Genomic DNA, 21,657 nt, shown 5'->3' with positions numbered 1-21,657 from the left:
AAACATAATCTGAAAGGAGCACAATAAGATGCTTAATAAAAAAACAGTTGACGATTTAACCGGATTAAAGGGTAAGAAAGTACTTGTAAGATGTGATTTTAACGTACCGTTAAAGGAAGGTGTGATTCAGAACTTTAACCGTATTGACGGAGCAATCCCTACTATTAAAAAACTGCTTGATCAGGGCGCTAAAGTTATTTTATGCTCCCATCTTGGAAAACCAAAGGGCGAGCCTCTTCCAGAATTATCTTTAGCACCAGTTGCTCCTGCTTTAAGCGAGCGTCTTGGCGTAGAAGTTAAATTCGTAAATGATCCTAAGGTAACTGGTCCTGAGACACTGAAAGTGGCTGAGGAATTAAAGGATGGAGAAGTTCTTCTTCTTGAAAATACCCGTTACAGAGTGGAAGAGACCAAATACGGAAAAGACGAAGCTGCAGAAGAGTATGCAAAAGAGCTTGCTTCTCTTTGTGATGGAATCTTTGTAAACGATGCATTTGGTACTGCTCACAGAGCTCACTGCTCTAACGTAGGCGTTACCAAATATACATCTGAGAATGTGGTTGGATACTTAATGGAAAAAGAAATTAAGTTCCTTGGTCAGGCAGTTGAGAATCCGGTACGTCCTTTTGTGGCTATCCTGGGTGGTGCAAAGGTTTCCGATAAGATCAACGTAATTAACAACCTTCTTGACAAGGTTGATACCTTAATTATCGGCGGCGGTATGGCTTATACCTTTGCTAAGGCTCAGGGCAAAGAGATCGGAAATTCCTTATGTGAAGAAGATAAGCTTGACTATGCATTAGAGATGATCAAAAAGGCAGAGGAGAAAGGCGTGAAACTTCTTCTTCCTATCGATAATGTGATTGGTAAAGAATTCTCCAATGATACAGAGCGCAAAGTGGTAGAAACCATTGAAGCTGGCTGGTCAGGATTTGATATCGGACCTAAAACCATTGAACTGTTTAAGGAAGCATTAAAAGGCGCTAAGACCGTTGTTTGGAACGGACCGATGGGCGTATTTGAATTCTCTAACTTTGCAGAGGGTACTTTAGAAATCTGCCGTGCAGTTGCAGAGCTTAGCGATGCTACCACAGTTATCGGCGGCGGAGATTCTGTAAATGCAGTAAAGAGACTGGGCTTTGCTGATAAGATGACCCACATCTCTACTGGTGGCGGAGCATCCTTAGAGTTCCTGGAAGGCAAAGAACTGCCAGGCGTTGCAGCAGCAGATAATAAATAACGGAAGGTAAGGTTATTTTATGTCCAGAAAAAAAATTATTGCAGGAAACTGGAAGATGAATATGACTCCAACCGAAGCGGTGGAGCTTGTTAATACATTAAAGCCATTGGTAGCTAACGATGAAGTAGATGTGGTATTTTGCGTACCTGCTATTGACATCATTCCTGCCATGGAGGCAGCAAAAGGTTCTAACATTAACATCGGCGCTGAGAACATGTATTATGAAGATAAGGGCGCTTATACCGGAGAGATTTCACCGGCTATGTTAAAGGACGCAGGTGTAAAATACGTGGTAATCGGTCATTCCGAGAGAAGAGAGTATTTTGCAGAGACCAATGAAACCGTTAACAAAAAAGCATTAAAGGCTTTTGAGTACGGAATCACCCCGATTATCTGCTGCGGTGAATCACTGACACAGAGAGAACAGGGAATTACCATTGACTGGATTCGCCAGCAGATTAAGATTGCATTCTTAAACATACCGGCTGAGAATGCTGCGAAAGCAGTCATCGCTTATGAGCCTATCTGGGCAATCGGTACAGGTAAGGTTGCAACAACGGAGCAGGCTCAGGAAGTTTGCCAGTCTATCCGTTCCTGCATTGCTGAAATCTATGATGAAGCAACTGCACAGGCAATCCGGATTCAGTATGGCGGTTCTGTTTCCGCCGGCAGCGCACCAGAACTGTTTGCACAGCCGGATATCGACGGCGGTCTTGTAGGAGGAGCATCCTTAAAACCGGAATTCGGAGATATTGTCAATTATAAGAAATAACACAGCTGCTGCTTCCTGTCTGCTTTCGGGCAGGGAGCAGCTTTTTGCTTCCTGATAATTTTTCATCATTCCCAGGTTGCAGGAAATTACGAAATCATGTAAAATAATGTGTTGAAAGACAATGATTGCAATAAGCACAATTACGATAGAATGAACAGAAGGAAAAGGAGAACTAGTTATGAGCAAAAAACCGGTTGTATTAATGATCCTTGATGGTTACGGGTTAAATAATAACTGCGACCATAATGCTGTGTGTGAAGCGAGAACTCCCGTTATGGACCAGCTGATGAGCCAGTGTCCTTACGTAAAAGGCAATGCCAGCGGCCTGGCAGTTGGTCTGCCGGACGGCCAGATGGGCAACTCTGAGGTTGGCCATTTAAATATGGGTGCAGGACGTATCGTATATCAGGAGCTGACCAGAATTACAAAAGCAATTTCAGACGGAGACTTTTTTACTGTTTCCGAATTTTTACAGGCAGTGGAAAACTGCAAAAAGAATAATTCCGCACTTCATATGTGGGGACTGGTTTCAGACGGTGGTGTTCACAGCCACATCGGCCATATCTATGGATTATTGGAACTTGCTAAGAAAAACGGCCTTGAGAAGGTATTTGTTCACTGCTTCTTAGACGGCCGTGATACACCTCCTGCTTCCGGAAAAAGCTATGTGGAAGCGCTGGAAGCAAAGATGAAAGAGCTTGGCGTAGGCAAAGTGGCATCTGTTTCCGGACGTTATTATGCCATGGACAGAGATAACCGCTGGGACCGTGTAAAACGGGCTTACGATGCACTCACAAAGGGAGAAGGAAATCAGGCCCAGTCAGCAACTGCTGGTATACAGGCTTCCTATGACGCAGAGAAGAATGACGAATTTGTAGAGCCATTTGTTGTGACAGAGAACGGAGCGCCGGTTGCTGTGGTAGAGGATGGCGACTCGGTTATCTTCTTTAACTTCCGTCCTGACCGTGCAAGAGAGCTGACAAGAGCTTTCTGCGATGATGAATTTACAGGATTTGAGAGAGAGAAACGTCTGAATCTCACCTATGTCTGCTTCACTGATTACGATGAGACAATTAAGAATAAACTGGTTGCATTTAAAAAGGAATCCATTGTTAACACATTTGGACAATTCCTTGCTGATCATAACATGACTCAGGCAAGAATTGCTGAGACGGAAAAATATGCACACGTAACATTCTTCTTTAACGGTGGTGTGGAAGAGCCCAATAAGGGAGAAGACAGAATTTTAGTACCATCACCAAAGGTTGCCACCTATGATTTGCAGCCAGAGATGAGCGCTCCTGTTGTCTGCGACAAACTGGTAGAGGCTGTGACTTCCGGCAAATACGATGTTATCATCGTGAATTTTGCAAATCCGGACATGGTTGGACATACCGGTATTGAAGACGCAGCAATTAAAGCCATTGAAACGGTTGATGCGTGTGTGGGAAGAACGGTAGATGCAGTGAAGGAGATGAACGGAGTAATGTTTATCTGTGCAGATCATGGTAATGCAGAGCAGCTTCTGGATTATGAGACGGGTGAACCCTTTACAGCCCATACAACCAATCCGGTACCTTTCATTCTGGTAAATGCTGATCCGGCCTGTAAGCTGAGAGAGGGCGGCTGCCTTGCAGACATCGCACCAACCTTAATTGAACTGATGGGTATGGAACAGCCGAAAGAGATGACAGGAAAATCACTGATTGTCCGTTAATGTAAGAAAGGAAGAGGGCTTCCCGGTAAACCTGCCGGGCGGTCTTCTTTTTTATAAAAGTTTGAAAATTACTTTGTCCATATACGTTTTGTGCTTCCATTTCTAACAAAAATACGATAGAATATAGAAAGGTATGTTAGGAAGGATTTCAGATGAGTATAAGAATCAGATTTTCTTTGGAGCCCAAGAAAAAAATATTTTCCGGATTTGCCTGGAACAGTCAGTCTGCGGAGCTTATGGTAAAGGACCTGGCAAAGAAGATGGGATATCAGTGTTTTCGCATTGAAGGCATGCTGCTTGTTCAGCTGTGTCCGGAAGGATATATCTGGTTTAACTGGAATAAGCGTAAGCTTCAGGGGGAGAGCCAGACAAACATTGCAGGTCCCGGGTTTCATGCTGCAGTGATAGAATTTTTAGAAGAAGCAGCACGGGAGAAGAAACTTAAACTAAGAGTAGAGGACCGGACCGGTTATTTCATAAAAAGAGATTTTCTGGCTATGAGACAAACGTATTTTTACCAATGGTTTTCCGATTTGATGGATTTAGTATCCGGCTGGAATGAAAAAGGGGAATATATGTTTTGCTGGCCTGCCATCTACTATGTTCCATCCAGGCAGGAAGGAAAGCTGATTACCCACATCCGGTCTTTTTCATTTCAAGAGATCGCAGGTATGGTTCATTCCGGTATGAGTGTGGCATTTGCCAAGGATTTTTTTGTTTGGAATGATATTCAAAAAGATGCCAGATATTACAGAAACAGTGCTATGGTGCTTTTAAACCAGTCCTGCTATTTTATGCCCTCCCAGCGGAGCACTCAGGATGTTTATGTAAATCAAAGGATTATAGAGCTTCTTGAAAAAGCATATGTTATGGATCCGGATATTCCATTTCCCCATAAAACCTATCTTGACATCTGTGCTCTAGATTCCCATACTCCCATGGAGATGAAGTCTGTGAATCTTATGGATATTGAAGATTCCATCGGCTGCAGAAAATATCTGGTCTATCGTAAGATCGGTAATATGAGTTTTGCCCTGCCAGGGAATTTCTTATACGATGAGGAAGATAACAGTGCAATGGATCATTATTATGACGGCAGAGATTACGGCGGTCATGATTACTATATTTATGCAGCGGTCTTTGCAGGACGTGAAGCGGAGTTTAAATCCCAGTGGTTTGAACAGGGCAAGCCTGAGGAGATTTTGGATTTTGAATTGAATAACGCAAAGGTCAGGGTTGCATTTTATGAACCGGAGGAGAAGCCGGGAGAAACCAGATATGGAGTATCAGCCCAGGTACTTTATAAAGACCAGCGTATGAATATTAACATTGTAAGCAGAAAGCCGGGGGAGAGAGACTGGGCTTTGGAACTGATAAAAAGCATTCGAATAACAGAGTAGAGGAACGTATGAATCAAAAAGAGATGAAAACAGGCGTATTGCTGAGGCGCTTTGTGCCTTATTATAAAAAGTATACAAAAATCATGGTAATGGACTTAATCTGTGCGTCTTTAACCACTATTTGTGAGATGGTGCTGCCCCTGATTCTCCGGTATATTACCAATCAGGGGCTGCGGGATTTATCGGCACTGACCGCCCGCACCATTATAAGTATCGGCGCTCTTTATTTCGGTCTGAGGATCATTGACGGTATGGCTAGTTTTTATATGGCTTATACGGGGCACGTGATGGGGGCTGCCATAGAGACGGATATGAGGGAGGATGCATTCGGCCATCTCCAAAAGCTTTCGGATAATTATTTTAATAACACCAAGATCGGGCAGATTATGTCACGGATAACCAGCGACTTATTTGAGGTGACGGAGTTTGCCCATCATTGTCCAGAAGAATTTTTCATTGCATTCTTAAAGACAGTGATTTCTTTTATTATACTGTCTGGGATTAATCTCCCCTTAACCATCCTTATTTTCCTGCTGATTCCGGTTATGGCAGTATCCTGTACCTATTTTAACATTCAGGTGAGGAAAGCGTTTAAGCACCAGAGAAATCATATCGGTGAACTGAATGCAAGGATAGAAGACAGTCTGCTTGGAAACAGGGTGGTAAGAGCCTTTGCCAATGAAAAGATTGAGATAGAGAAATTTAATCGGGACAATCAGGAATTCTTACAGATCAAGCGAAAAACTTATAAATATATGGCTGCTTTCCAGAATACCATTCGGATGTTTGACGGTCTGATGTATGTAGTGGTAATCGTTGCAGGCGGTATTTTTATGATTAAAGGTCTTATTGAGCCTGGAGATCTTGTGGCTTACACTCTTTATGTGAGCACATTGCTGGCGACCATACGAAGAATTATTGAATTCGCAGAGCAGTTCCAGAGAGGAATGACAGGAATTGACCGATTCATGGAACTGATGGATGCCAATGTAGATATATTTGATGAAGAGGGGGCAAGACCTCTGACGAAGATCGACGGGGAGATCTCTTTTGAAGATGTTTCGTTTGAATATCCGGATGACCGGAATCCAGTTCTGTCACACATCAATCTTAGGATCAGATCCGGTGAAAAGGTGGCTCTGGTAGGCCCGTCGGGAGGCGGAAAAACAACTCTCTGCAGCCTGGTACCGCGGTTTTATGATCCCACTGAGGGAAGAATTTTAATTGATGGTCAGGATATCCGGGAAGTGACCCTTAAGAGCTTAAGAAGTACAGTAGGTGTGGTACAGCAGGATGTTTACTTATTCTCAGGAACCGTATTTGAGAACATTGAATATGGTCGTCCCGGGGCTTCCATGGAAGAGGTGGTTTCGGCCGCCAGGATGGCAGGCGCTCATGAATTCATCACAGGATTAAAGGATGGATACAATACATACGTTGGGGAACGTGGTGTAAAACTCTCCGGAGGTCAGAAGCAGAGGATCAGTATTGCCAGAGTATTCCTTAAAAATCCGCCGGTACTGATTCTTGATGAGGCAACTTCTGCGCTGGATAATGAAAGCGAGCAGCTGGTTTCCCAGTCTTTGGAACGGCTTTCCAAAGGAAGGACAACGGTGACTATCGCACACCGTCTGACTACCATACAGAATGCTGACCGTATTTTAGTTCTTTCTGATAACAGAATTGTGGAAGAAGGAAATCATGAAGAACTGCTTTTAAAGAAAGGCATGTACTACCAGCTTTATACCTCTGTGAGTGAAGCAGAGAAGAATACTTAATTTGAGAAATAAAGGAGAGCCGGAATGAAAGTAGCGATCGTTACAGACAGCAACAGCGGAATTACCCAGAAACAGGGAAAGGAAGCTGGAATTTATGTCGTTCCCATGCCATTTATGATGGATGGAGAGATGTATTATGAGGATATCAGCTTAAGCCAGCAGGAGTTTTATGAAAAGCTGGAAAACGGTGCTGATATTTCCACCTCACAGCCGTCACCCGGTGATTTAATGGATTTATGGAATGAACTGTTAAAGGAATACGATGCCATTGTGCACATACCCATGTCCAGTGGATTAAGCAGTTCCTGTCAGACAGCCATAATGCTGGCGGAAGATTATGAAGGTAAGGTATTTGTTGTTAACAATCAGAGAATCTCTGTAACCCAGAGGCAGTCTGTTCTTGATGCGAAGGAGATGGCAGATCAGGGGATAAGCCCTCAGGCAATCAAGGAAAAACTGGAGGAGACGAAGATGGACTCCACCATTTACATTACTCTGGACACTCTGGAATATTTGAAAAAAGGGGGGAGAATCACTCCTGCAGCTGCGCTGCTTGGCAGTTTTCTGCGGATTAAACCGGTTCTCACCATTCAGGGAGAAAAGCTTGATGCATTTGCAAAGGCAAGAACCATGAAGCAGGCGAAAGCCATGATGATTGCAGCCATAAAAAAGGACATGGATGAACGTTTTAATGATCCAAACGGTGCAGTGACCCATATCGCAGTTGTACACTCAGACAGTCTGGAAGCCGCTCTGGAATTTAAGCGGGAGCTTCAGGAGCTGTTTCCGGAAACAGGGGACATCCATGTGGATCATCTTTCCCTCAGCGTTTCCTGTCATATCGGACCTGGTGCACTTGCAGTTACATGTACCAAAAAATTAAATTTATGATAAGTCAGAGATTGGAGAGGTGAGACCATGTTTCAGGATAAACTATTCAGCCGAAAGCCCGTTATCAGCCTGCAGGTCACTCTGATCCTCGTCTTTTTGTTTATAGGAAGTATTCCGGTTTTTGTCGGGAGCTCTGTTCTGCTGGGAGCATTCCGGCAAAACCTGATCGATTCACGAATGCAGGAGATCCAAAACCAGTGCTGGATATTAAGCAATAAGATGACCAGGATTGGATATTTAACAATGGATCCCAAAGATCCCCTGTTAGATAATGAGATGGCTGTGAAAGCGGATATGTTTAACGGGAGAATTGTAATTATCAATAAGAGCTTTCGTATTATCAGCGATACCTTTTCCCTCTCTGCAGGTAAGACCAATGTGTCGGAGGAAGTGATCCGGTGCTTTAACGGTGAAAACAGCAGCAAATACAATCAGGAAAAAAAGTATTTTTCTCTCACAATTCCAATCTATTCCAATAGTCAGGAAAAAGAGATTGACGGTGTTATGATCATCACGGCATCTTCGGAAGATCTTTTAAACCGCATTGTCACTGTATCGGATAAGGGGGCATTTTTGCAGCTTTTAATTATTTCCATACTGGCAATTGTGGTAGTTCTTCTGGTAAAACTTTTAATGAAGCCGTTTCGGGAATTGCAGAGGATGTTAAACCGTGCAGCAGAAGGAAACATAGATGAAGATATTATCTCCCGTGTTTACAAGGAGACCAGGCAGATTTCAGATTCCATTAATACCACGTTAAAGAAACTGAAAGCGGTAGACAAGTCCAGGGAAGAGTTTGTTTCCAATGTGTCACATGAGCTAAAAACTCCCATTACATCCATTCGTGTACTTGCGGATTCTCTCATTGGAATGGAGGATGCCCCGGTGGAACTGTACCGGGAGTTCTTAAGCGATATTTCGGAAGAGATTGAACGAGAGAATAAAATTATCGATGATCTCCTTGCTCTTGTACGAATGGATAAGACAGCAGGTGCTAACTTAAATGTGGCCCAGGTTAAAATTAACGGTCTGCTGGAACTGATTTTAAAACGTCTTCGTCCCATAGCCGGGAAGCGCAATATTGAACTGACCTTTGAAAGCATGCGGGAGGTTACGGCAGATGTGGATGAGATGAAGCTGTCTCTGGCACTGAGCAATCTTGTTGAAAATGCCATTAAATACAATATAGAAGGCGGCTGGGTGCGGGTTACCCTTGATGCAGATCACAAGTTCTTTTATGTAAAGGTTGCAGATTCAGGGATTGGAATTTCAGAAGAGTTCCAGGAACGGGTATTTGACCGCTTTTACCGGGTGGATAAGGCAAGGTCCCGGGAGACTGGAGGAACGGGGCTTGGTTTATCCATAACAAAAAAGATTGTTCTGATGCATCAGGGAGCGATCAAGCTTCAAAGCAAAGAGGGAGAGGGTACTACATTTACTGTACGTATTCCTCTTACATACATTTCTTAGGAACAGGAGGGATAGGGATGAAGCCACGAATGGGTATCATGATATTCCTGCTGTCTGTGGTATGCTTTTTATCCGGCTGCTCAGGAAGAGCGCCTGAAAAAAGCACGGATAGCGGGGAACTTTATCAGATCTACTATTTGAATTCGGCCATGACCAAAATGGAGCCTCAGCCATATACCATGCCTGAAAAGCCTGTGGATGAATCAGAAGAGGAAACAGACTGGAAAATTCAAAATCTGATGGAACAGCTGCGCAACGTTCCCAAGGATTTAGACCGGCAGGCAGCCGTCCCGGACAAGGTGGGATTTGAGCGGTATAAGCTGGAGGATACAGTGTTGTATCTGTATTTTGATAATAATTATGCGATGATGAACAGCACCAGAGAGATTCTTTGCAGGGCTGCTCTTGTCAGAACCCTGACTCAGATCAAGGGAATTGCATACGTAGCAATCTACACAGCAGAACAGCCGCTTATGGACAGCACCGGAAATCCGGTGGGACCAATGCAGAGTACGGATTTTATTGATAATATCAGCAATGTCAACTCATTTGAAAAGACAGAGCTGTCCTTGTATTTTGCTGATGAAAGCGGAGAAAAGCTGGTAAAAGAGTCAAGAGAAGTGGTTCATAATATTAATACTTCCCTGGAAAAGCTGGTAATTGAACAGCTGATCGCAGGACCTGGCAGACCGGGATTAAACCCTACGCTGCCGAAGGAAACCAAACTGATTAATGTGTCGGTTAATGAAAATGTATGCTACATCAATTTTGACTCCTCATTTCTCAATAACACTCTGGAGGTAAAGGAATATATCCCCATCTATTCCATCGTCAACTCTCTGGCTGCGGTTTCATCTATTAATAAGGTTCAGATCACAGTCAATGGTTCTCAGGATGTGATGTTTCGGGACTCCATTTCTTTGAACCAGCAGTTTGAGCGAAATCTGGATTACAATAAGGAAAATGAGGAATCAACAGAAGAAACAGGAGGAACACAACAATAAAACGCCCATTATGTCTGATTGCAGGGGGATTTGTACTTGGAGAGACTGCCGTACTGCTGGCTTTGACATCTTGGCTTTTTATTCCGGCACTGATTGCTGCCGGGATGATTTTTTGTGGTTGCAGGAGAGGCAGAAACCCGCTTTGGGTCTTTTTGCCTCTTGTTTTTTTCTATCTGGGATCGGCACGTGCAGGCCTTGAGATGGAACAATTAAGAGAACGGGATATGCGTCTTTTAGAGATCACAGGTTATTACACTGAGGTACAGGGCAGTATTTCATCTATTGCAGAAGAGAAAGGAGTTGTCAGTCTGACTCTGAAGAATAACCGGATCAGAAAAATGATGAAAGGGAAGTGGGAAGAGGTTCTTTATCAGCCCCCCGGAATCATGGTTTCTTTAAAGGAGTGTGAAGGGGATTCTCTAAACTCTCTGGGAATGGGACAGATTGTTGCTGTGCGGGGCGAGGCACAGCCCTTTTCACAGGCAAGAAACCCGGGAGAGTTTGACTTTAAGAGCTACTATCAGTCTCTGGGGGTGGATTTTACCCTTTTTGCAGAGGAGATTACTATAGTAGATGGGGGGAAGTCTCCGCTTTTGGAGTTTTTAAGAAAATTAAAAGTCCATAGTAAGGCGATTCTTTACCGGGACGCAATAGAAACAGATGCAGGGATCTTTACGGCTGCAGTGCTGGGCGATAAAATGGGAATCTCCAGGGATATTAAGGATTTATACCAGAAAAATGGGATTGCCCACCTCCTTGCCATCAGCGGTCTTCATATGTCTTTTATCGGACTTTCTTTTTATAAGCTGATAAAAAAGGCTGGTGCAGGCTTTTGGGGTGCAGGTCTTGTTAGTATGGTACTTCTGATTTTATATGGTATATTAACGGGTGCAAGTCCTTCTGTGGTACGTGCCGGGTTGATGATGTGTCTGGGATTTTATGCGGCTTGTCTTGGAAGAACCTATGATTTATTATCTGCAGCTTCGCTGTCATTATTTTTTCTGGGCTTTCAGTCTCCGTCACTCCTGATGCAGGGAGGTGTTCAGCTTTCCTTCGGTGCCGTATTTGCAATAGGAGCAATCGCTCCGCTTATTCAAGGGTGGCTGGGAAAGGATAGCCTTTTTTCCGGGAGTATTTCTGCCTGCTTTGCGGTGCAGATGATTACTCTGCCTGTGACAGCCTTTCATTTCTACCAGATTCCGCCTTATGGTCTGGTTTTGAATCTGTTGGTCATTCCACTGATGGGCGGAGTTCTCTGTTCTGGTCTGGGAGTGATTGCATTTGGAGCTTTAAGTCCTGTTTTTGGAACTGCGGCAGCGGGAACCGGGCATTATATACTGTCTCTGTATGAGATTCTTTTAAACATTGCCGGTGAGATGCCGGGGAGCAATATTATTTTGGGCAGGCCTGGTATCAGAACGCTGGTGGCTTATGGGTTTCTTCTTACTGGCTGTATTTTTATAATGAAATTATTCAGCAGGTGTGAAAAGGAAGCAGAGAAAAAAAACGTTGATGCCCTGGGAGGAAATGAAAGTTCGCCGGAAAAAGGAAAAATATCGTTTGCAGGAAAACTCCTTTTCCTGGTTGGATTTTATATATTATCTATATTTCTTTTATTACCTGAGCCGGTAAAAGGGCTCGAAGCATGGTTTCTTGATGTGGGGCAGGGAGATGGAATTCTGCTCAGGGCGGAAGGGGCATGCGTGCTGATTGATGGTGGAAGCTCATCTAAAAAAACTCTGGGAGAGTATACACTGTCCCCATGTCTGAAGTCTCTTGGTGTTTCAGTGATTGATTATGCATTTGTCAGCCACGGAGACCTGGATCATGTAAGCGGAGTAAAATATTTGCTGGAAAGCTGTGAGGACATACAGATTAAGAATTTATTTCTCCCTTATCATGGGCGGGATGAGGAAATGATACAATCTCTGGCAGCACTGGGGGAAGATAGGGGGGCCTGTGTGCAGTATCTGACAGGGGGAGATGTAATGAAGGTAGGAAAGCTATCCATTACCTGCCTTTATCCTGGAAAAGATGACGTACCCACAGATGTTAATGGCGAATCCCAGGTGCTTAAAATGGACTATGGTGATTGCCATATGCTGTTTACCGGTGATATGGGGGAGCGGGAGGAACAGCTTCTTCTTGAAAAAAAGAAAGATCAGTTATTAAGTGAAGTAAATGTTTTAAAAACAGCTCACCACGGCTCGAAATATTCATCCAGCGAATCATTTCTTGATGCAGTTTCACCTGTCTGGGCTGTGATTTCTTATGGACAGGGGAATTCTTACGGACATCCTCATAAAGAAGTATTAGAACGTTTTAATGAGCGGAGTGTTACGGTGTTCGGAACTGGAATGAGCGGAGCAGTCAGGCTGGAAACGGATGGAACAAGAATCCGTTTTTCAACTTTCGTTGACGGAACCAGGAACCATGGGTATAATGTTAAGAAGGAAAAGGAGTGAAACATGCGATGCAAACCCTGAATCAGGATATAAAAAATAACAGTTTTAAGCCGGTTTATCTCTTATATGGAGAAGAGGCATTTCTAAAAAACAGCTACAAGAATCAGATGAAATCGGCCATAACTCAGGGAGATACCATGAATTTCAACCAGTTTGGCGGAAAATCCATTGATGTAAAGGAGCTTATAAGCCTTGCTGATACTATGCCTTTTTTTTCGGAGAAACGCTTGATCCTTGTAGAAGACAGTGGATTTTTTAAGGCGGCTGCAGAAGAACTGGTTAACTATCTGCCCCAGATGCCGGATACAACCTGCATGATCTTTGTGGAATCAGAAGTGGACAAAAGAAGCAAAATGTTTAAAAAGATAAAGGAACTTGGTTATGCCGCCGAGATGGAGCGTCAGGACATTAATCAGCTTGCCAGGTGGGCAGGAACATTACTTTCCAGAGAAGGAAAAAAGGTGACTGGACAGACCATGGAGCTGTTTTTAAACATGACCGGTGATGATATGGAAAATATCCGCATGGAGCTGGAAAAGCTGATTAGCTTTACGTTAGGAAGAGATATTATAACTGATGAAGATGTGATGGCGATCTGTACAGAGCGGACCACCAATAAAATATTTGATATGGTTACTTCCATCGTTAACCGCCAGACAAAAAGAGCTCTTGAACTTTATGAAGATTTGCTCACGTTAAAGGAACCTCCCATGAGAATCATGTTTCTCATTGCCAGGCAGTTTAACCAGCTGCTCCAGGTAAAGGAACTGATGGGGAAGGGGATGGATAAAGGGGGAATCGCAGCAAAGCTTAAAATCCCGCCTTTTGCTGCCGGTAAACTGATGCCTCAGGCAAGAACTTTTTCCAAGGAACAGATTCTTTCTTATGTGAATTCCTGTGTTGAGGCGGAAGAAGCGGTTAAAACGGGAAGACTTTCGGATCGTATGGCAGTTGAGCTTTTGCTGACTGCAAAATACTAAAATAACAGGTTGTCTGTTTCAGAAGACGGGAGGATAAGGAACTGGTGAATAGTTCCTTATCGCTCCCGTCTTCTTTCACTTTGAAAGCCAAAAAATATATCATCATTAATATTGTCATCATTGCCGCAACAGAGAGCCCGGTGGGCTGCAATAGTATCCAGTGTATCGCCCAGCTGGTCGAAAATACTGCTAAGCAGGGCAATTTCATCAGGTGTACGCCCTTGTGCAAGACAGCAGGCAATGGATGACACAAGTGTTACTAATTCGCAGGACTGCATAGTTCATCACCTCTGGATAATATATGATGCATCAGGTGACATTAAGATAAGAAAAAAATTATTCTGCCATTTTATAAATATTAAACGGTTCAAAAAGAATTAAATAGTTGTCCTTTTGCAGCCCCTTCTCATATTTAGTCCGATAGCATTCCAGTGCTTCCAGCAGAAATTCTTCCGTAACCTCTAAATGTTCCGCGATCTCAAAGCTGTTTCTGCAGCCGGCCTCTTTCGCGGCAACCAGCTTCTCCAACGTGATCATTTTGTTATAAGCCCATAAACGTGCTGTGCGTTCCTGTTTTCTGTTTGAAACATTAGACTGATCCAGTATATCTCCGGCAGTGGTGTAGTAATGTCCAAGTTCTTCAGCCAGTACGCAGGCTTTCTGACAGCCGGACATGTTCTGCCGGATGAGAATCTGATCACCCCTAATACGTCCGTCATTACCAATTAATGGTTTTTCTTTAATCATGATTCCGTCAGAGTCTGCTTCCTCTAATAATATGTCATAATTCAAATAAATCACCTCAACGAATTTTATTCCTTACTCATCGAAAAAGGCATCATCATGCTGTCTCATTTCCTCAGTCACTTCAATATCCGTCCGCTCATGAGCCGCTACCGGCTGTAAATAAGATCTGGGATCCGTACGCAAAGGCCGGACAACCGGGTCTACTTTTGTATATTGGGGGATGTGCACCATCTCACTGACCCGTTTTAGCGCCTCTTTTTGTCCGCTTTCATTGAGCTTTTGAAAATTATTGAGCATTTCTCTTGCAGACTCTCCGAAACAGCTGTTTTCATGATCCAGCGCAAAAACATCTGTTTCCTCCCAGCCCATGAGGGAAGCCGGAGTTGTTCTCAGTGCTTTTGCGATTGCGGTAATTTTAGACTGGGGAAGGCCTCTGCCGTCTACCTCTATCTTATTGATGGAAGAACGGGATTTGTAACCCGCCTTATTCGCAAGCTCTTCCTGAGACATTCCCAATTCCTCACGTCTTTGTTTTATAATCTGACCGATATCCATAGGACCACCTCCATGACAGCATTATATCACGGAGTAGAATTACTTTCAACAAAAATTGAAAAACGTGTTGACAAAAAGGAAACGACGGAGTATGATGACGTTGTAGACAAAAAGACTACAAGAAAGGAGGACAGGATGACCAACACGGTTCGGCTAAATGAGTTAATCAAAAAATCCGGGCTGAAAAAGGGGTGGATTGCGGACAGACTTCACTTGTCCAGCTATGGGTTTCGAAGAAAACTGTGGAATAAGAGTCAGTTTAAGGCGGGTGAGATTAAAGCGCTGTGTGAGTTGCTTGGGATTGCATCGTTGGAGGAGATTAGTGATATTTTTTTTAATGATGATGTAGACAAAAAGACTACATAAAATTCTGACAGAAGGTAGGTGAAAGGGATGGAGGCAAGGAATGTATAACATAATAACGGAATCTGTAATTGAGAAGTTGAAGATTATCTTTCCTGAAATAAAAATCCGTTTAGGATCTATTGAGCTAGAAGAGAAAGAATCCTGTTTAGTGGCCGGAATTTCACAGGTGTCGGAGAATTGCATAAACGGGAAGCGATACTGCTGTAGTATAAAAATATTTATTAATTATTATCCCAAGGGTGCAGATGAGCAATTTGAGAATCAGTACCATGTATTGGAGTTGTTAATGAAACATTTGGAATCGATCTCTTTGAAAAACGGGGCAGTTATAGGAAGTAAAGACAGATCTGGATTAGTAGAAAACGGTAATCTGAAATTTCAAACGGAATATCAAATATTCTTTCTGAAAAATCAGGAGGAGGAAGTGTCTATGGAGGGCATTATCTTAAAATGAAAGAGGTAAATTGATGACTGGGAACAGTAGAAGAAAGGCTGCAGAAAAAACTGAAGCAGTACGTTATACAAAAAAACAGTTAATCTGTTCAGAGAAGTATTTCGGTCAAAGTGACCTGCTATGTGCATTGTTAGAGAACGGAAAAACTTATTCACTGGCAGAAACAGAAGAGATAATGAATCGATTTAAGAAAGGTAAGGTAAACGTATGTTAGGTGGAGGAAATTTTAAAACACAAAATAAGGTATTTCCCGGTGCGTATATAAATTTTATTAATCGTGCTACGTCTGGTGTATCCTTTGGTGACAGAGGTGTGGCCGCTATTCCAATGATTTTAAGCTGGGGGCCGGAAAAGGAAATTTTTGAAGTTACTGCTGAGGAATTCCAGTATAACAGTAAAGAAATTTTTGGCTATTCGGTTGAGGACGCAGCAATGCTGCCTGTAAGAGAATTATTCCAGAATATGAAAAAGGGAATCTTCTATCGGTTAAATGCCGGTAACCATGCATTCTGTGACTATGGAACAGCAAAATATTCCGGAAAGCGGGGAAACAATCTGATGGCAGTCATCTCAAAAAATGTGGATGACAATTCAAAATATAATGTAAGCATCCTGTTTGATGGAAAAGAAATAGATGCTCAGACTGTTTCAAAATCAGCTGAACTTAAGGATAACAATTATGTGATATTTAAGAAAGATGCAACTTTGGCAGAAACGGCAGGGCTTCCATTTGCTGGAGGCAGTGATGGGAACGAAATTACCGGCGAAGATTATTCTGAATTTTTACATGCAATAGAAAGCAGCTCTTACCAGATTCTTTGCTGTCCTTCACAGGATGATAATGTGAAAGCATTATTTGCGGCCTTTACCAGGAGAATGAGAGATGATGTTGGAGTAAAATTCCAGACAGTTTTACATCAATATTCAAAAGCAGATCATGAAGGAATCATATCAGTGGAAAATGAAGCCAAAGAGAATACGCCAGGTCTGGTTTATTGGGTAACAGGCGCTGAGGCAGCTTGTGATATTAACAAAACAGTGGAAAACAAGAAGTATGACGGAGAATACACTGTAAAAGTTCCCTATACCCAGCTTCAGCTTGCAGATGCTATGAAGGCCGGCAAATTCCTTTTACATAAAGTTGGAAGTGAGATCAGGGTTCTTACAGATATTAATACACTGGTAACCGATACAGATGAAAAAGGAGAGGATTTCTCTAATAATCAGACCATCCGAGTACTGGATCAGATTGGCAATGATATTGCAGGACTTTTCCATTCCCGGTATCTGGGAAAGATGCCCAATGATAATGCAGGGCGAATCAGTCTGTGGAATGATATTGTAACCTACGGAAAACAAATGGCAGTTTTAAGAGCCATTGAAGACTTTGATGCAAAAGCGGTCACAGTGGATAAGGGGGAGGGAAAACGGTCTGTTTTAGTAAATTTCCCGGTTCAGCCTATTAACTGTATGAGTATTTTGTACATGACAGTCGTCGTTTCATAAGAAAGGGGTAATGGATAATGAGTAATATAACAATGAATGCGTGGGATGCAGTCAGCGCAGCAAAAGCAGAATGCTTTATTACAATTGAAAATGAACGTTTTAATTTCATGCAGGCTTTGAATCTGGAAGCAAAGATTGAAAAGGTGAAGTCTGAAATCCCGATTCTTGGACGAGCTATGAAAGGGAATAAAACGGTCGGAATGAAGGGAACCGGTTCTGCAACATTTCACTATAACACAAGCATTTTCCGTGATATTTTATATCGATACCAGCAGACTGGCAAGGATATCTACTTTGATATTCAGGTTACAAATGAAGATCCTGCTTCCAGTGTGGGAAGACAGACTGTCATTTTAAAGAATTGTAACTTAAACGGAGGAATTATTACCAAGTTTGATGCCTCAGGAGAATATTTAGAGGATGAGTTCGAATTTACATTTGAGAGTTGGGAAATGCCAGAACGTTTTGGAACAATTGCAGGAATGCAGTAAATACATGGAGGATATGAAAATGGGAGATTTAAGTTGTTTTTTAAGTCAGAATGCTGTAAAGGCGGAGAATGAGAAATTTGTAGCTTCAAAACGTTTTATAGGTCAGAAAAATAAACCAGTGGAGTGGGAAATTAAAGCAATTACTTCAAAAGAAGATGAAGCGCTGAGAAAAGAGTGCACGAAACGGGTACAGGTGACTGGCAAAAAGGGACAGTATACACAGGAGACGGATTATAATCTTTATCTTGGAAAACTGGCCGCAGAATGTACGGTGTATCCCAATCTGAATGATAAAGGTCTACAGGATTCCTACCAGGTTATGGGATCAGATGCTTTGTTAAAAGCAATGCTGACTGCTGGAGAATATGCCGGATATTTAGAGCGGATCCAGCAGGTGAATGGATTTGATACAACACTGGAAGAGCAGGTCGAAGAGGCAAAAAACTAATAAATGGAGGCGATATGGAAGCCAACATTGCTTACTATTGCCTCCACAAGCTTCACAAATGGCCACATGAATTTTTAAGCCTTGACCGGTATGAGAAGGCATTTATTATTGCAGCAGTTAATCTGAAACTGGAAAATGATAAGAAGCAGGCTCAAAAAGCAAAGGCCAGGCACAGGTAATAAATGAGGGAAGCGCCTTAACAGACGTTTCCCCAATAATAAATGGAAAGGAGGTAGAAGTGTGGCGACATTAGAAAACTCAATACAGCTTGTTGACGGTGCAACACCTGTACTCAACAGAGTCAGTACTTCCATTAATATGACTGCCGGTCTTATGCGCAGCTTACAAATGGCATCATCAAATGCGTTGGCGCTACCTGGTATGCAAATGTGGGAATCTTCACTGGCTGGAATTCGCCTCCAGTATGACAGAATAGAAGAAACGGTGTATCAAGTGCAAGACCAGCAGGAAGAGTTAACTGAGAACACAAAAGAGAATGAGAAAGAAGTCGAAAAGCTAAAGAAAGCCTGGGAAAAAGTTGTTTCTGTTACAAAGAAAATGGGCATTAAGACAAGTGCCATGGATATTTTCAATCAGGCAAACGACATGAAAGCCGCAGGTAATGTCATACAGACAAGAACCGGTATGGAAGGACCAGATCTTAGTGCAGCACAAAAAAGTGCCTCCAATCTCTATATTGATAATCTAAGCCCCAGTCTTAGTTCGGCAGCACAAAGCCTTTCTGCAGTGAATCAGCTTACTGGACAAACCGGAAGCGGATTAGAGCAGATAACACGAGCCGGACTGCTGATGCAGGATACCTTTGGATATGGACTGACAGATAGTATAAAGTCTGCAGGCATGTTGGAACAGCAGTTTGGTATATCTGGTGCTGAAGCGTTTGATTTGATTATTCAGGGAACACAGGCAGGTCTTAATAAGAATGGAGATTTACTGGCAACAATTAATCAGTACTCATCCAGATTTAAAAGCCTGGGTCTTGGTGGAGATGAAATGTTTCAGGCTTTCATTAATGGTGCTGAAAATGGAGGAGTTTCAATAGCTTCCCTTGGTACAGCGGTTAGCGAATTCTCAAAACGTGCAGTCAGTGGTGGAAAAGATTCCAGCCAGGGATTCGCTGCCTTAGGGCTTGATGCAAATAAAATGACGGAAGCATTTAAAGGTGGAGGAGAGACCGCAAAGCAGGCTTTTATGCAGACAATGGATGCTTTAAATAATATGGAAGATCCGGTAAGCAAAAATCTGGCAGGAGTTAAGCTGTTTGGTGATGCATGGGGAAATATTGGTAGCGACGGTGTAATGGCACTGTCTGACCTAAGTGGATCTGTAGAATTGACAAAAGATCATCTGGAGGAACTAGACAGTATAAAGTATAACGATGCAGCAAGTGCTCTCAGTTCACTGGCAAAGACAATTAATATTGGATTAGCAGGACCAATTGGCGGAATAGTGGACTTTGTTACAAAAAGTATTCAGGATTTTACATCAGGATTGCAGGGAGATGTTGAAAATATCAGTGGGATTTTTGGTGTAATTGGATTGGTAGCGGGAACTATTGGTAATTTTATTGCTGAGTCATGGTCGGTTCTCCAACCTGTTATCCTGGGTATTGTTGCTGCCTTAATTGTTTACAATGCAGTTTTGGGAGCTGGTTGGCTGGTTATGGCTGCTAATGCGGCTCAAACAGCCTTAAGTACGGTTTGCGGTTGGGCCAATGTTGTAGCTACAACAGCACAAAAGATTGCAGTCGAAGGTCTAAATGCAGCACTGGGAGCTTCCCCTCTGACTTGGTTCCTGATTCTTCTTATTGCAATTATTGCTCTTTTTTATGCAGGAGTAGCAGCTATTAATCATTTTGCCGGAACCTCCTATAGTGCTACAGGAATAATTTGCGGGGTATTCGCAGCGGCATTAGCTTTTATCGGTAATATCCTGATGGCTATGGGAGAAATGGTTATTGGGGTAGTTGAATTTATGTTGAATCCTTTTATTTTCTTGGCTAATTTTATAGCAAATATGTTCCGTGATCCTCTTGCTTCGGCTGTGTATCTATTTGCAGATTTCGGAGATCAAATTTTGGGCCTGATTCAGAAGGTGGCAAAAGCTCTGGATCTGGTTACTGGTTCTCATTTTGAAGCAACGGTATCAGTTTGGAGAGAAGACATTTATGGTTTTTATGATAGATTTGCTAAGAAACATGGAAATGGGACTTACGAAGAAAAGTTTAAACCACTGGATTTAGATAAGATGATGTCTGAAGCGGGATTAGAACATGATCGTTTTAATTATGGTGATGCTTATAAGAATGGTAATAATTGGGGGACGGGTATAGAAAATGGAGTTAAAAATAAATATGAGGAAATAAAAACAAATGTTAAGCAGCATGATCCTGTAGAAAACACACAGGTACCTAATGAAGATATTATAAAAAACACAGGTAATACGGCGGCGAGTACAGCAGCTATGGCAGATTCCATGGATATCGTAGACGAGGAATTAAAGTATATGCGGGATGCGGCTGAGCAGGAAATTATTAACCGGTTTACACTGGCGGAATTAAAGGTGGATGTTAATAACAATAACACCATAAAGACTGTTACGGACATTGATAACGTAGCTCGAATGCTTAGCGATGTTACTACAGAAATGCTGGTTTCTTCCGCAGAAGGGACGGTATATTAATGGCTTATCAAATCTATATTGATGACATGCTACTTCCTCTTCCACCAGAAAAAATACCATTAAAATACAATGGACAGAATAAAACTATAAATCTCATTAATGGAGAGGAGATTAATTTAGTTAAGCCAACGGGTCTTGCTGAAATAAGCCTGGATGTAATTATTCCTCAAATGGAATATCCATGTGCCACTTGGGATGGAAGTATAGGAAGTGCAGAAGATTTCTTAACTAAAATAAAAAAACTTAAGGATAATGGGAATTTTTTTGAATTTACTGTAATTCGTGAAGGACTAATGGGAAACAGTTTATTTGACACAACTTTTGATGTCACATTGGAGGACTATAAAGTCACAGATGATGTCAGTGAGGGGTTTGATCTGGCAGTGTCTCTTAACATGAAAGAATATAAGAGTTACGGAACAAAAATCATGAATTTTAAAATCGATGAGGACGAATCGCAAAATGAAGTGACCAGTTCACAAGAAGAACGTCAGGGAGAGCCGCCAATCGTAAAAGAATATACGGTTGTAAAAGGAGATTGCCTTTGGTCCATTGCTAAAAAAAATCTTGGAGATGGAAGCCGGTGGAAAGAAATATACCAGTTAAATCGCGATAAAATTTCCAATCCTAATTTGATTTATCCAAATCAGGTATTAATTATGCCTTAGGA

22 protein-coding genes are annotated in these 21,657 nt (G+C 42.4%); 19 read left to right on the top strand and 3 right to left on the bottom strand.

Going from position 1 to position 21,657, the window contains the following annotated elements; translation table 11 throughout:
* Window positions 1-28 precede the first annotated feature (28 nt).
* From ACOAOT_RS16380 to holA, 10 genes are all read left to right on the top strand, one after another.
* Window positions 29-1,240 (top strand): phosphoglycerate kinase, encoded by a 1,212-nt coding sequence (locus ACOAOT_RS16380; RefSeq protein WP_104436739.1) that lies wholly within the window; start codon window positions 29-31, stop codon window positions 1,238-1,240.
* Between the two features lie 19 nt (window positions 1,241-1,259).
* On the top strand, window positions 1,260-2,012 hold the full coding sequence (gene tpiA, locus ACOAOT_RS16375; protein ID WP_420217974.1) for a triose-phosphate isomerase: 753 nt from the start codon (window positions 1,260-1,262) through the stop codon (window positions 2,010-2,012).
* Between the two features lie 178 nt (window positions 2,013-2,190).
* Window positions 2,191-3,729 carry a 2,3-bisphosphoglycerate-independent phosphoglycerate mutase gene (gene gpmI, locus ACOAOT_RS16370; RefSeq protein WP_420217973.1) on the top strand — a complete coding sequence of 513 codons (1,539 nt, stop codon included), beginning with the start codon at window positions 2,191-2,193 and terminating at the stop codon, window positions 3,727-3,729.
* Between the two features lie 152 nt (window positions 3,730-3,881).
* Window positions 3,882-5,129 (top strand): hypothetical protein, encoded by a 1,248-nt coding sequence (locus tag ACOAOT_RS16365; protein WP_420217972.1) that lies wholly within the window; start codon window positions 3,882-3,884, stop codon window positions 5,127-5,129.
* Window positions 5,130-5,137: 8 nt separating this feature from the next.
* Window positions 5,138-6,907, top strand: coding sequence for an ABC transporter ATP-binding protein (locus tag ACOAOT_RS16360; protein ID WP_420217971.1), 1,770 nt, complete (start codon window positions 5,138-5,140; stop codon window positions 6,905-6,907).
* Window positions 6,908-6,931: 24 nt separating this feature from the next.
* Window positions 6,932-7,798 (top strand): DegV family protein, encoded by an 867-nt coding sequence (locus ACOAOT_RS16355; RefSeq protein WP_420217969.1) that lies wholly within the window; start codon window positions 6,932-6,934, stop codon window positions 7,796-7,798.
* Window positions 7,799-7,825: 27 nt separating this feature from the next.
* Window positions 7,826-9,268, top strand: coding sequence for a sensor histidine kinase (locus tag ACOAOT_RS16350; RefSeq protein WP_420217968.1), 1,443 nt, complete (start codon window positions 7,826-7,828; stop codon window positions 9,266-9,268).
* 17 nt (window positions 9,269-9,285) lie between these two features.
* A complete protein-coding gene (locus ACOAOT_RS16345) occupies window positions 9,286-10,272 on the top strand; it encodes a GerMN domain-containing protein (RefSeq protein ID WP_420217967.1) in 987 nt (328 codons plus the stop codon).
* 62 nt (window positions 10,273-10,334) lie between these two features.
* Entirely contained in the window at window positions 10,335-12,737 is a 2,403-nt protein-coding gene (locus ACOAOT_RS16340) for a ComEC/Rec2 family competence protein (RefSeq protein WP_420217966.1), read from the top strand.
* Window positions 12,738-12,745: 8 nt separating this feature from the next.
* Window positions 12,746-13,717, top strand: a complete 972-nt coding sequence (gene holA / locus ACOAOT_RS16335) for a DNA polymerase III subunit delta (RefSeq protein ID WP_420219437.1) — start codon at window positions 12,746-12,748, stop codon at window positions 13,715-13,717.
* A 56-nt stretch (window positions 13,718-13,773) separates the two neighbouring features.
* Here the strand turns inward: holA and ACOAOT_RS16330 are convergent, their stop codons facing one another.
* The 3 genes from ACOAOT_RS16330 to ACOAOT_RS16320 are packed head-to-tail and all read right to left on the bottom strand — an operon-like array spanning window position 13,774 to window position 15,019.
* Complete coding sequence (locus ACOAOT_RS16330) at window positions 13,774-13,995, bottom strand: DUF6774 domain-containing protein (RefSeq protein WP_420217965.1); 222 nt, start codon at window positions 13,993-13,995, stop codon at window positions 13,774-13,776.
* Between the two features lie 58 nt (window positions 13,996-14,053).
* Complete coding sequence (locus tag ACOAOT_RS16325) at window positions 14,054-14,509, bottom strand: ImmA/IrrE family metallo-endopeptidase (protein ID WP_420217964.1); 456 nt, start codon at window positions 14,507-14,509, stop codon at window positions 14,054-14,056.
* Window positions 14,510-14,536: 27 nt separating this feature from the next.
* On the bottom strand, window positions 14,537-15,019 hold the full coding sequence (locus ACOAOT_RS16320) for a helix-turn-helix domain-containing protein (protein WP_420217963.1): 483 nt from the start codon (window positions 15,017-15,019) through the stop codon (window positions 14,537-14,539).
* 12 nt (window positions 15,020-15,031) lie between these two features.
* Here ACOAOT_RS16320 and ACOAOT_RS16315 point away from each other — a divergent pair, with 12 nt between their 5' ends.
* The 9 genes from ACOAOT_RS16315 (at window position 15,032) to ACOAOT_RS16275 (ending at window position 21,655) form a co-directional block, all read left to right on the top strand.
* Window positions 15,032-15,385, top strand: coding sequence for a hypothetical protein (locus tag ACOAOT_RS16315; RefSeq protein ID WP_420217962.1), 354 nt, complete (start codon window positions 15,032-15,034; stop codon window positions 15,383-15,385).
* 40 nt (window positions 15,386-15,425) lie between these two features.
* Entirely contained in the window at window positions 15,426-15,839 is a 414-nt protein-coding gene (locus tag ACOAOT_RS16310; protein WP_420217961.1) for a phage tail terminator family protein, read from the top strand.
* Between the two features lie 13 nt (window positions 15,840-15,852).
* Window positions 15,853-16,053, top strand: coding sequence for a hypothetical protein (locus tag ACOAOT_RS16305; protein WP_420217960.1), 201 nt, complete (start codon window positions 15,853-15,855; stop codon window positions 16,051-16,053).
* Window positions 16,047-17,345 carry a phage tail sheath family protein gene (locus tag ACOAOT_RS16300; protein ID WP_420217959.1) on the top strand — a complete coding sequence of 433 codons (1,299 nt, stop codon included), beginning with the start codon at window positions 16,047-16,049 and terminating at the stop codon, window positions 17,343-17,345. Before ACOAOT_RS16305 ends, ACOAOT_RS16300 begins: the two co-directional genes overlap by 7 nt.
* A 17-nt stretch (window positions 17,346-17,362) precedes the next feature.
* Window positions 17,363-17,836 (top strand): phage tail tube protein, encoded by a 474-nt coding sequence (locus ACOAOT_RS16295; RefSeq protein ID WP_277408930.1) that lies wholly within the window; start codon window positions 17,363-17,365, stop codon window positions 17,834-17,836.
* A gap of 19 nt (window positions 17,837-17,855) precedes the next feature.
* Window positions 17,856-18,284, top strand: a complete 429-nt coding sequence (locus ACOAOT_RS16290; RefSeq protein WP_420217958.1) for a phage tail assembly chaperone — start codon at window positions 17,856-17,858, stop codon at window positions 18,282-18,284.
* 14 nt (window positions 18,285-18,298) lie between these two features.
* Window positions 18,299-18,463 carry a hypothetical protein gene (locus ACOAOT_RS16285; protein WP_349672208.1) on the top strand — a complete coding sequence of 55 codons (165 nt, stop codon included), beginning with the start codon at window positions 18,299-18,301 and terminating at the stop codon, window positions 18,461-18,463.
* Between the two features lie 61 nt (window positions 18,464-18,524).
* Window positions 18,525-20,987 carry a phage tail tape measure protein gene (locus ACOAOT_RS16280; protein WP_420217957.1) on the top strand — a complete coding sequence of 821 codons (2,463 nt, stop codon included), beginning with the start codon at window positions 18,525-18,527 and terminating at the stop codon, window positions 20,985-20,987.
* On the top strand, window positions 20,987-21,655 hold the full coding sequence (locus ACOAOT_RS16275; protein ID WP_420217956.1) for a LysM peptidoglycan-binding domain-containing protein: 669 nt from the start codon (window positions 20,987-20,989) through the stop codon (window positions 21,653-21,655). The genes ACOAOT_RS16280 and ACOAOT_RS16275 overlap by 1 nt, the downstream gene beginning before the upstream one ends.
* Window positions 21,656-21,657: the final 2 nt, after the last annotated feature.

Source organism: Lacrimispora struthionigena (assembly GCF_048627165.1).
GTDB lineage: Bacteria > Bacillota > Clostridia > Lachnospirales > Lachnospiraceae > Lacrimispora.
The sequence above is the reverse complement of the archived record's forward strand: the minus strand, read 5'-3'. Positions and strand labels throughout refer to the sequence as shown.

What these genes read in the sequence shown, in the direction of transcription:
- ACOAOT_RS16380 (WP_104436739.1), top strand. Translation starts at nt 29, where the DNA reads ATGCTTAATAAAAAAACAGTTGACGATTTAACCGGATTAAAGGGTAAG.
- tpiA (WP_420217974.1), top strand. Translation starts at nt 1,260, where the DNA reads ATGTCCAGAAAAAAAATTATTGCAGGAAACTGGAAGATGAATATGACT.
- gpmI (WP_420217973.1), top strand. Translation starts at nt 2,191, where the DNA reads ATGAGCAAAAAACCGGTTGTATTAATGATCCTTGATGGTTACGGGTTA.
- ACOAOT_RS16365 (WP_420217972.1), top strand. Translation starts at nt 3,882, where the DNA reads ATGAGTATAAGAATCAGATTTTCTTTGGAGCCCAAGAAAAAAATATTT.
- ACOAOT_RS16360 (WP_420217971.1), top strand. Translation starts at nt 5,138, where the DNA reads ATGAATCAAAAAGAGATGAAAACAGGCGTATTGCTGAGGCGCTTTGTG.
- ACOAOT_RS16355 (WP_420217969.1), top strand. Translation starts at nt 6,932, where the DNA reads ATGAAAGTAGCGATCGTTACAGACAGCAACAGCGGAATTACCCAGAAA.
- ACOAOT_RS16350 (WP_420217968.1), top strand. Translation starts at nt 7,826, where the DNA reads ATGTTTCAGGATAAACTATTCAGCCGAAAGCCCGTTATCAGCCTGCAG.
- ACOAOT_RS16345 (WP_420217967.1), top strand. Translation starts at nt 9,286, where the DNA reads ATGAAGCCACGAATGGGTATCATGATATTCCTGCTGTCTGTGGTATGC.
- holA (WP_420219437.1), top strand. Translation starts at nt 12,746, where the DNA reads ATGCAAACCCTGAATCAGGATATAAAAAATAACAGTTTTAAGCCGGTT.
- ACOAOT_RS16330 (WP_420217965.1), bottom strand. Translation starts at nt 13,995, where the DNA reads ATGCAGTCCTGCGAATTAGTAACACTTGTGTCATCCATTGCCTGCTGT.
- ACOAOT_RS16320 (WP_420217963.1), bottom strand. Translation starts at nt 15,019, where the DNA reads ATGGATATCGGTCAGATTATAAAACAAAGACGTGAGGAATTGGGAATG.
- ACOAOT_RS16315 (WP_420217962.1), top strand. Translation starts at nt 15,032, where the DNA reads ATGACAGCATTATATCACGGAGTAGAATTACTTTCAACAAAAATTGAA.
- ACOAOT_RS16310 (WP_420217961.1), top strand. Translation starts at nt 15,426, where the DNA reads ATGTATAACATAATAACGGAATCTGTAATTGAGAAGTTGAAGATTATC.
- ACOAOT_RS16305 (WP_420217960.1), top strand. Translation starts at nt 15,853, where the DNA reads ATGACTGGGAACAGTAGAAGAAAGGCTGCAGAAAAAACTGAAGCAGTA.
- ACOAOT_RS16300 (WP_420217959.1), top strand. Translation starts at nt 16,047, where the DNA reads ATGTTAGGTGGAGGAAATTTTAAAACACAAAATAAGGTATTTCCCGGT.
- ACOAOT_RS16295 (WP_277408930.1), top strand. Translation starts at nt 17,363, where the DNA reads ATGAGTAATATAACAATGAATGCGTGGGATGCAGTCAGCGCAGCAAAA.
- ACOAOT_RS16290 (WP_420217958.1), top strand. Translation starts at nt 17,856, where the DNA reads ATGGGAGATTTAAGTTGTTTTTTAAGTCAGAATGCTGTAAAGGCGGAG.
- ACOAOT_RS16285 (WP_349672208.1), top strand. Translation starts at nt 18,299, where the DNA reads ATGGAAGCCAACATTGCTTACTATTGCCTCCACAAGCTTCACAAATGG.
- ACOAOT_RS16275 (WP_420217956.1), top strand. Translation starts at nt 20,987, where the DNA reads ATGGCTTATCAAATCTATATTGATGACATGCTACTTCCTCTTCCACCA.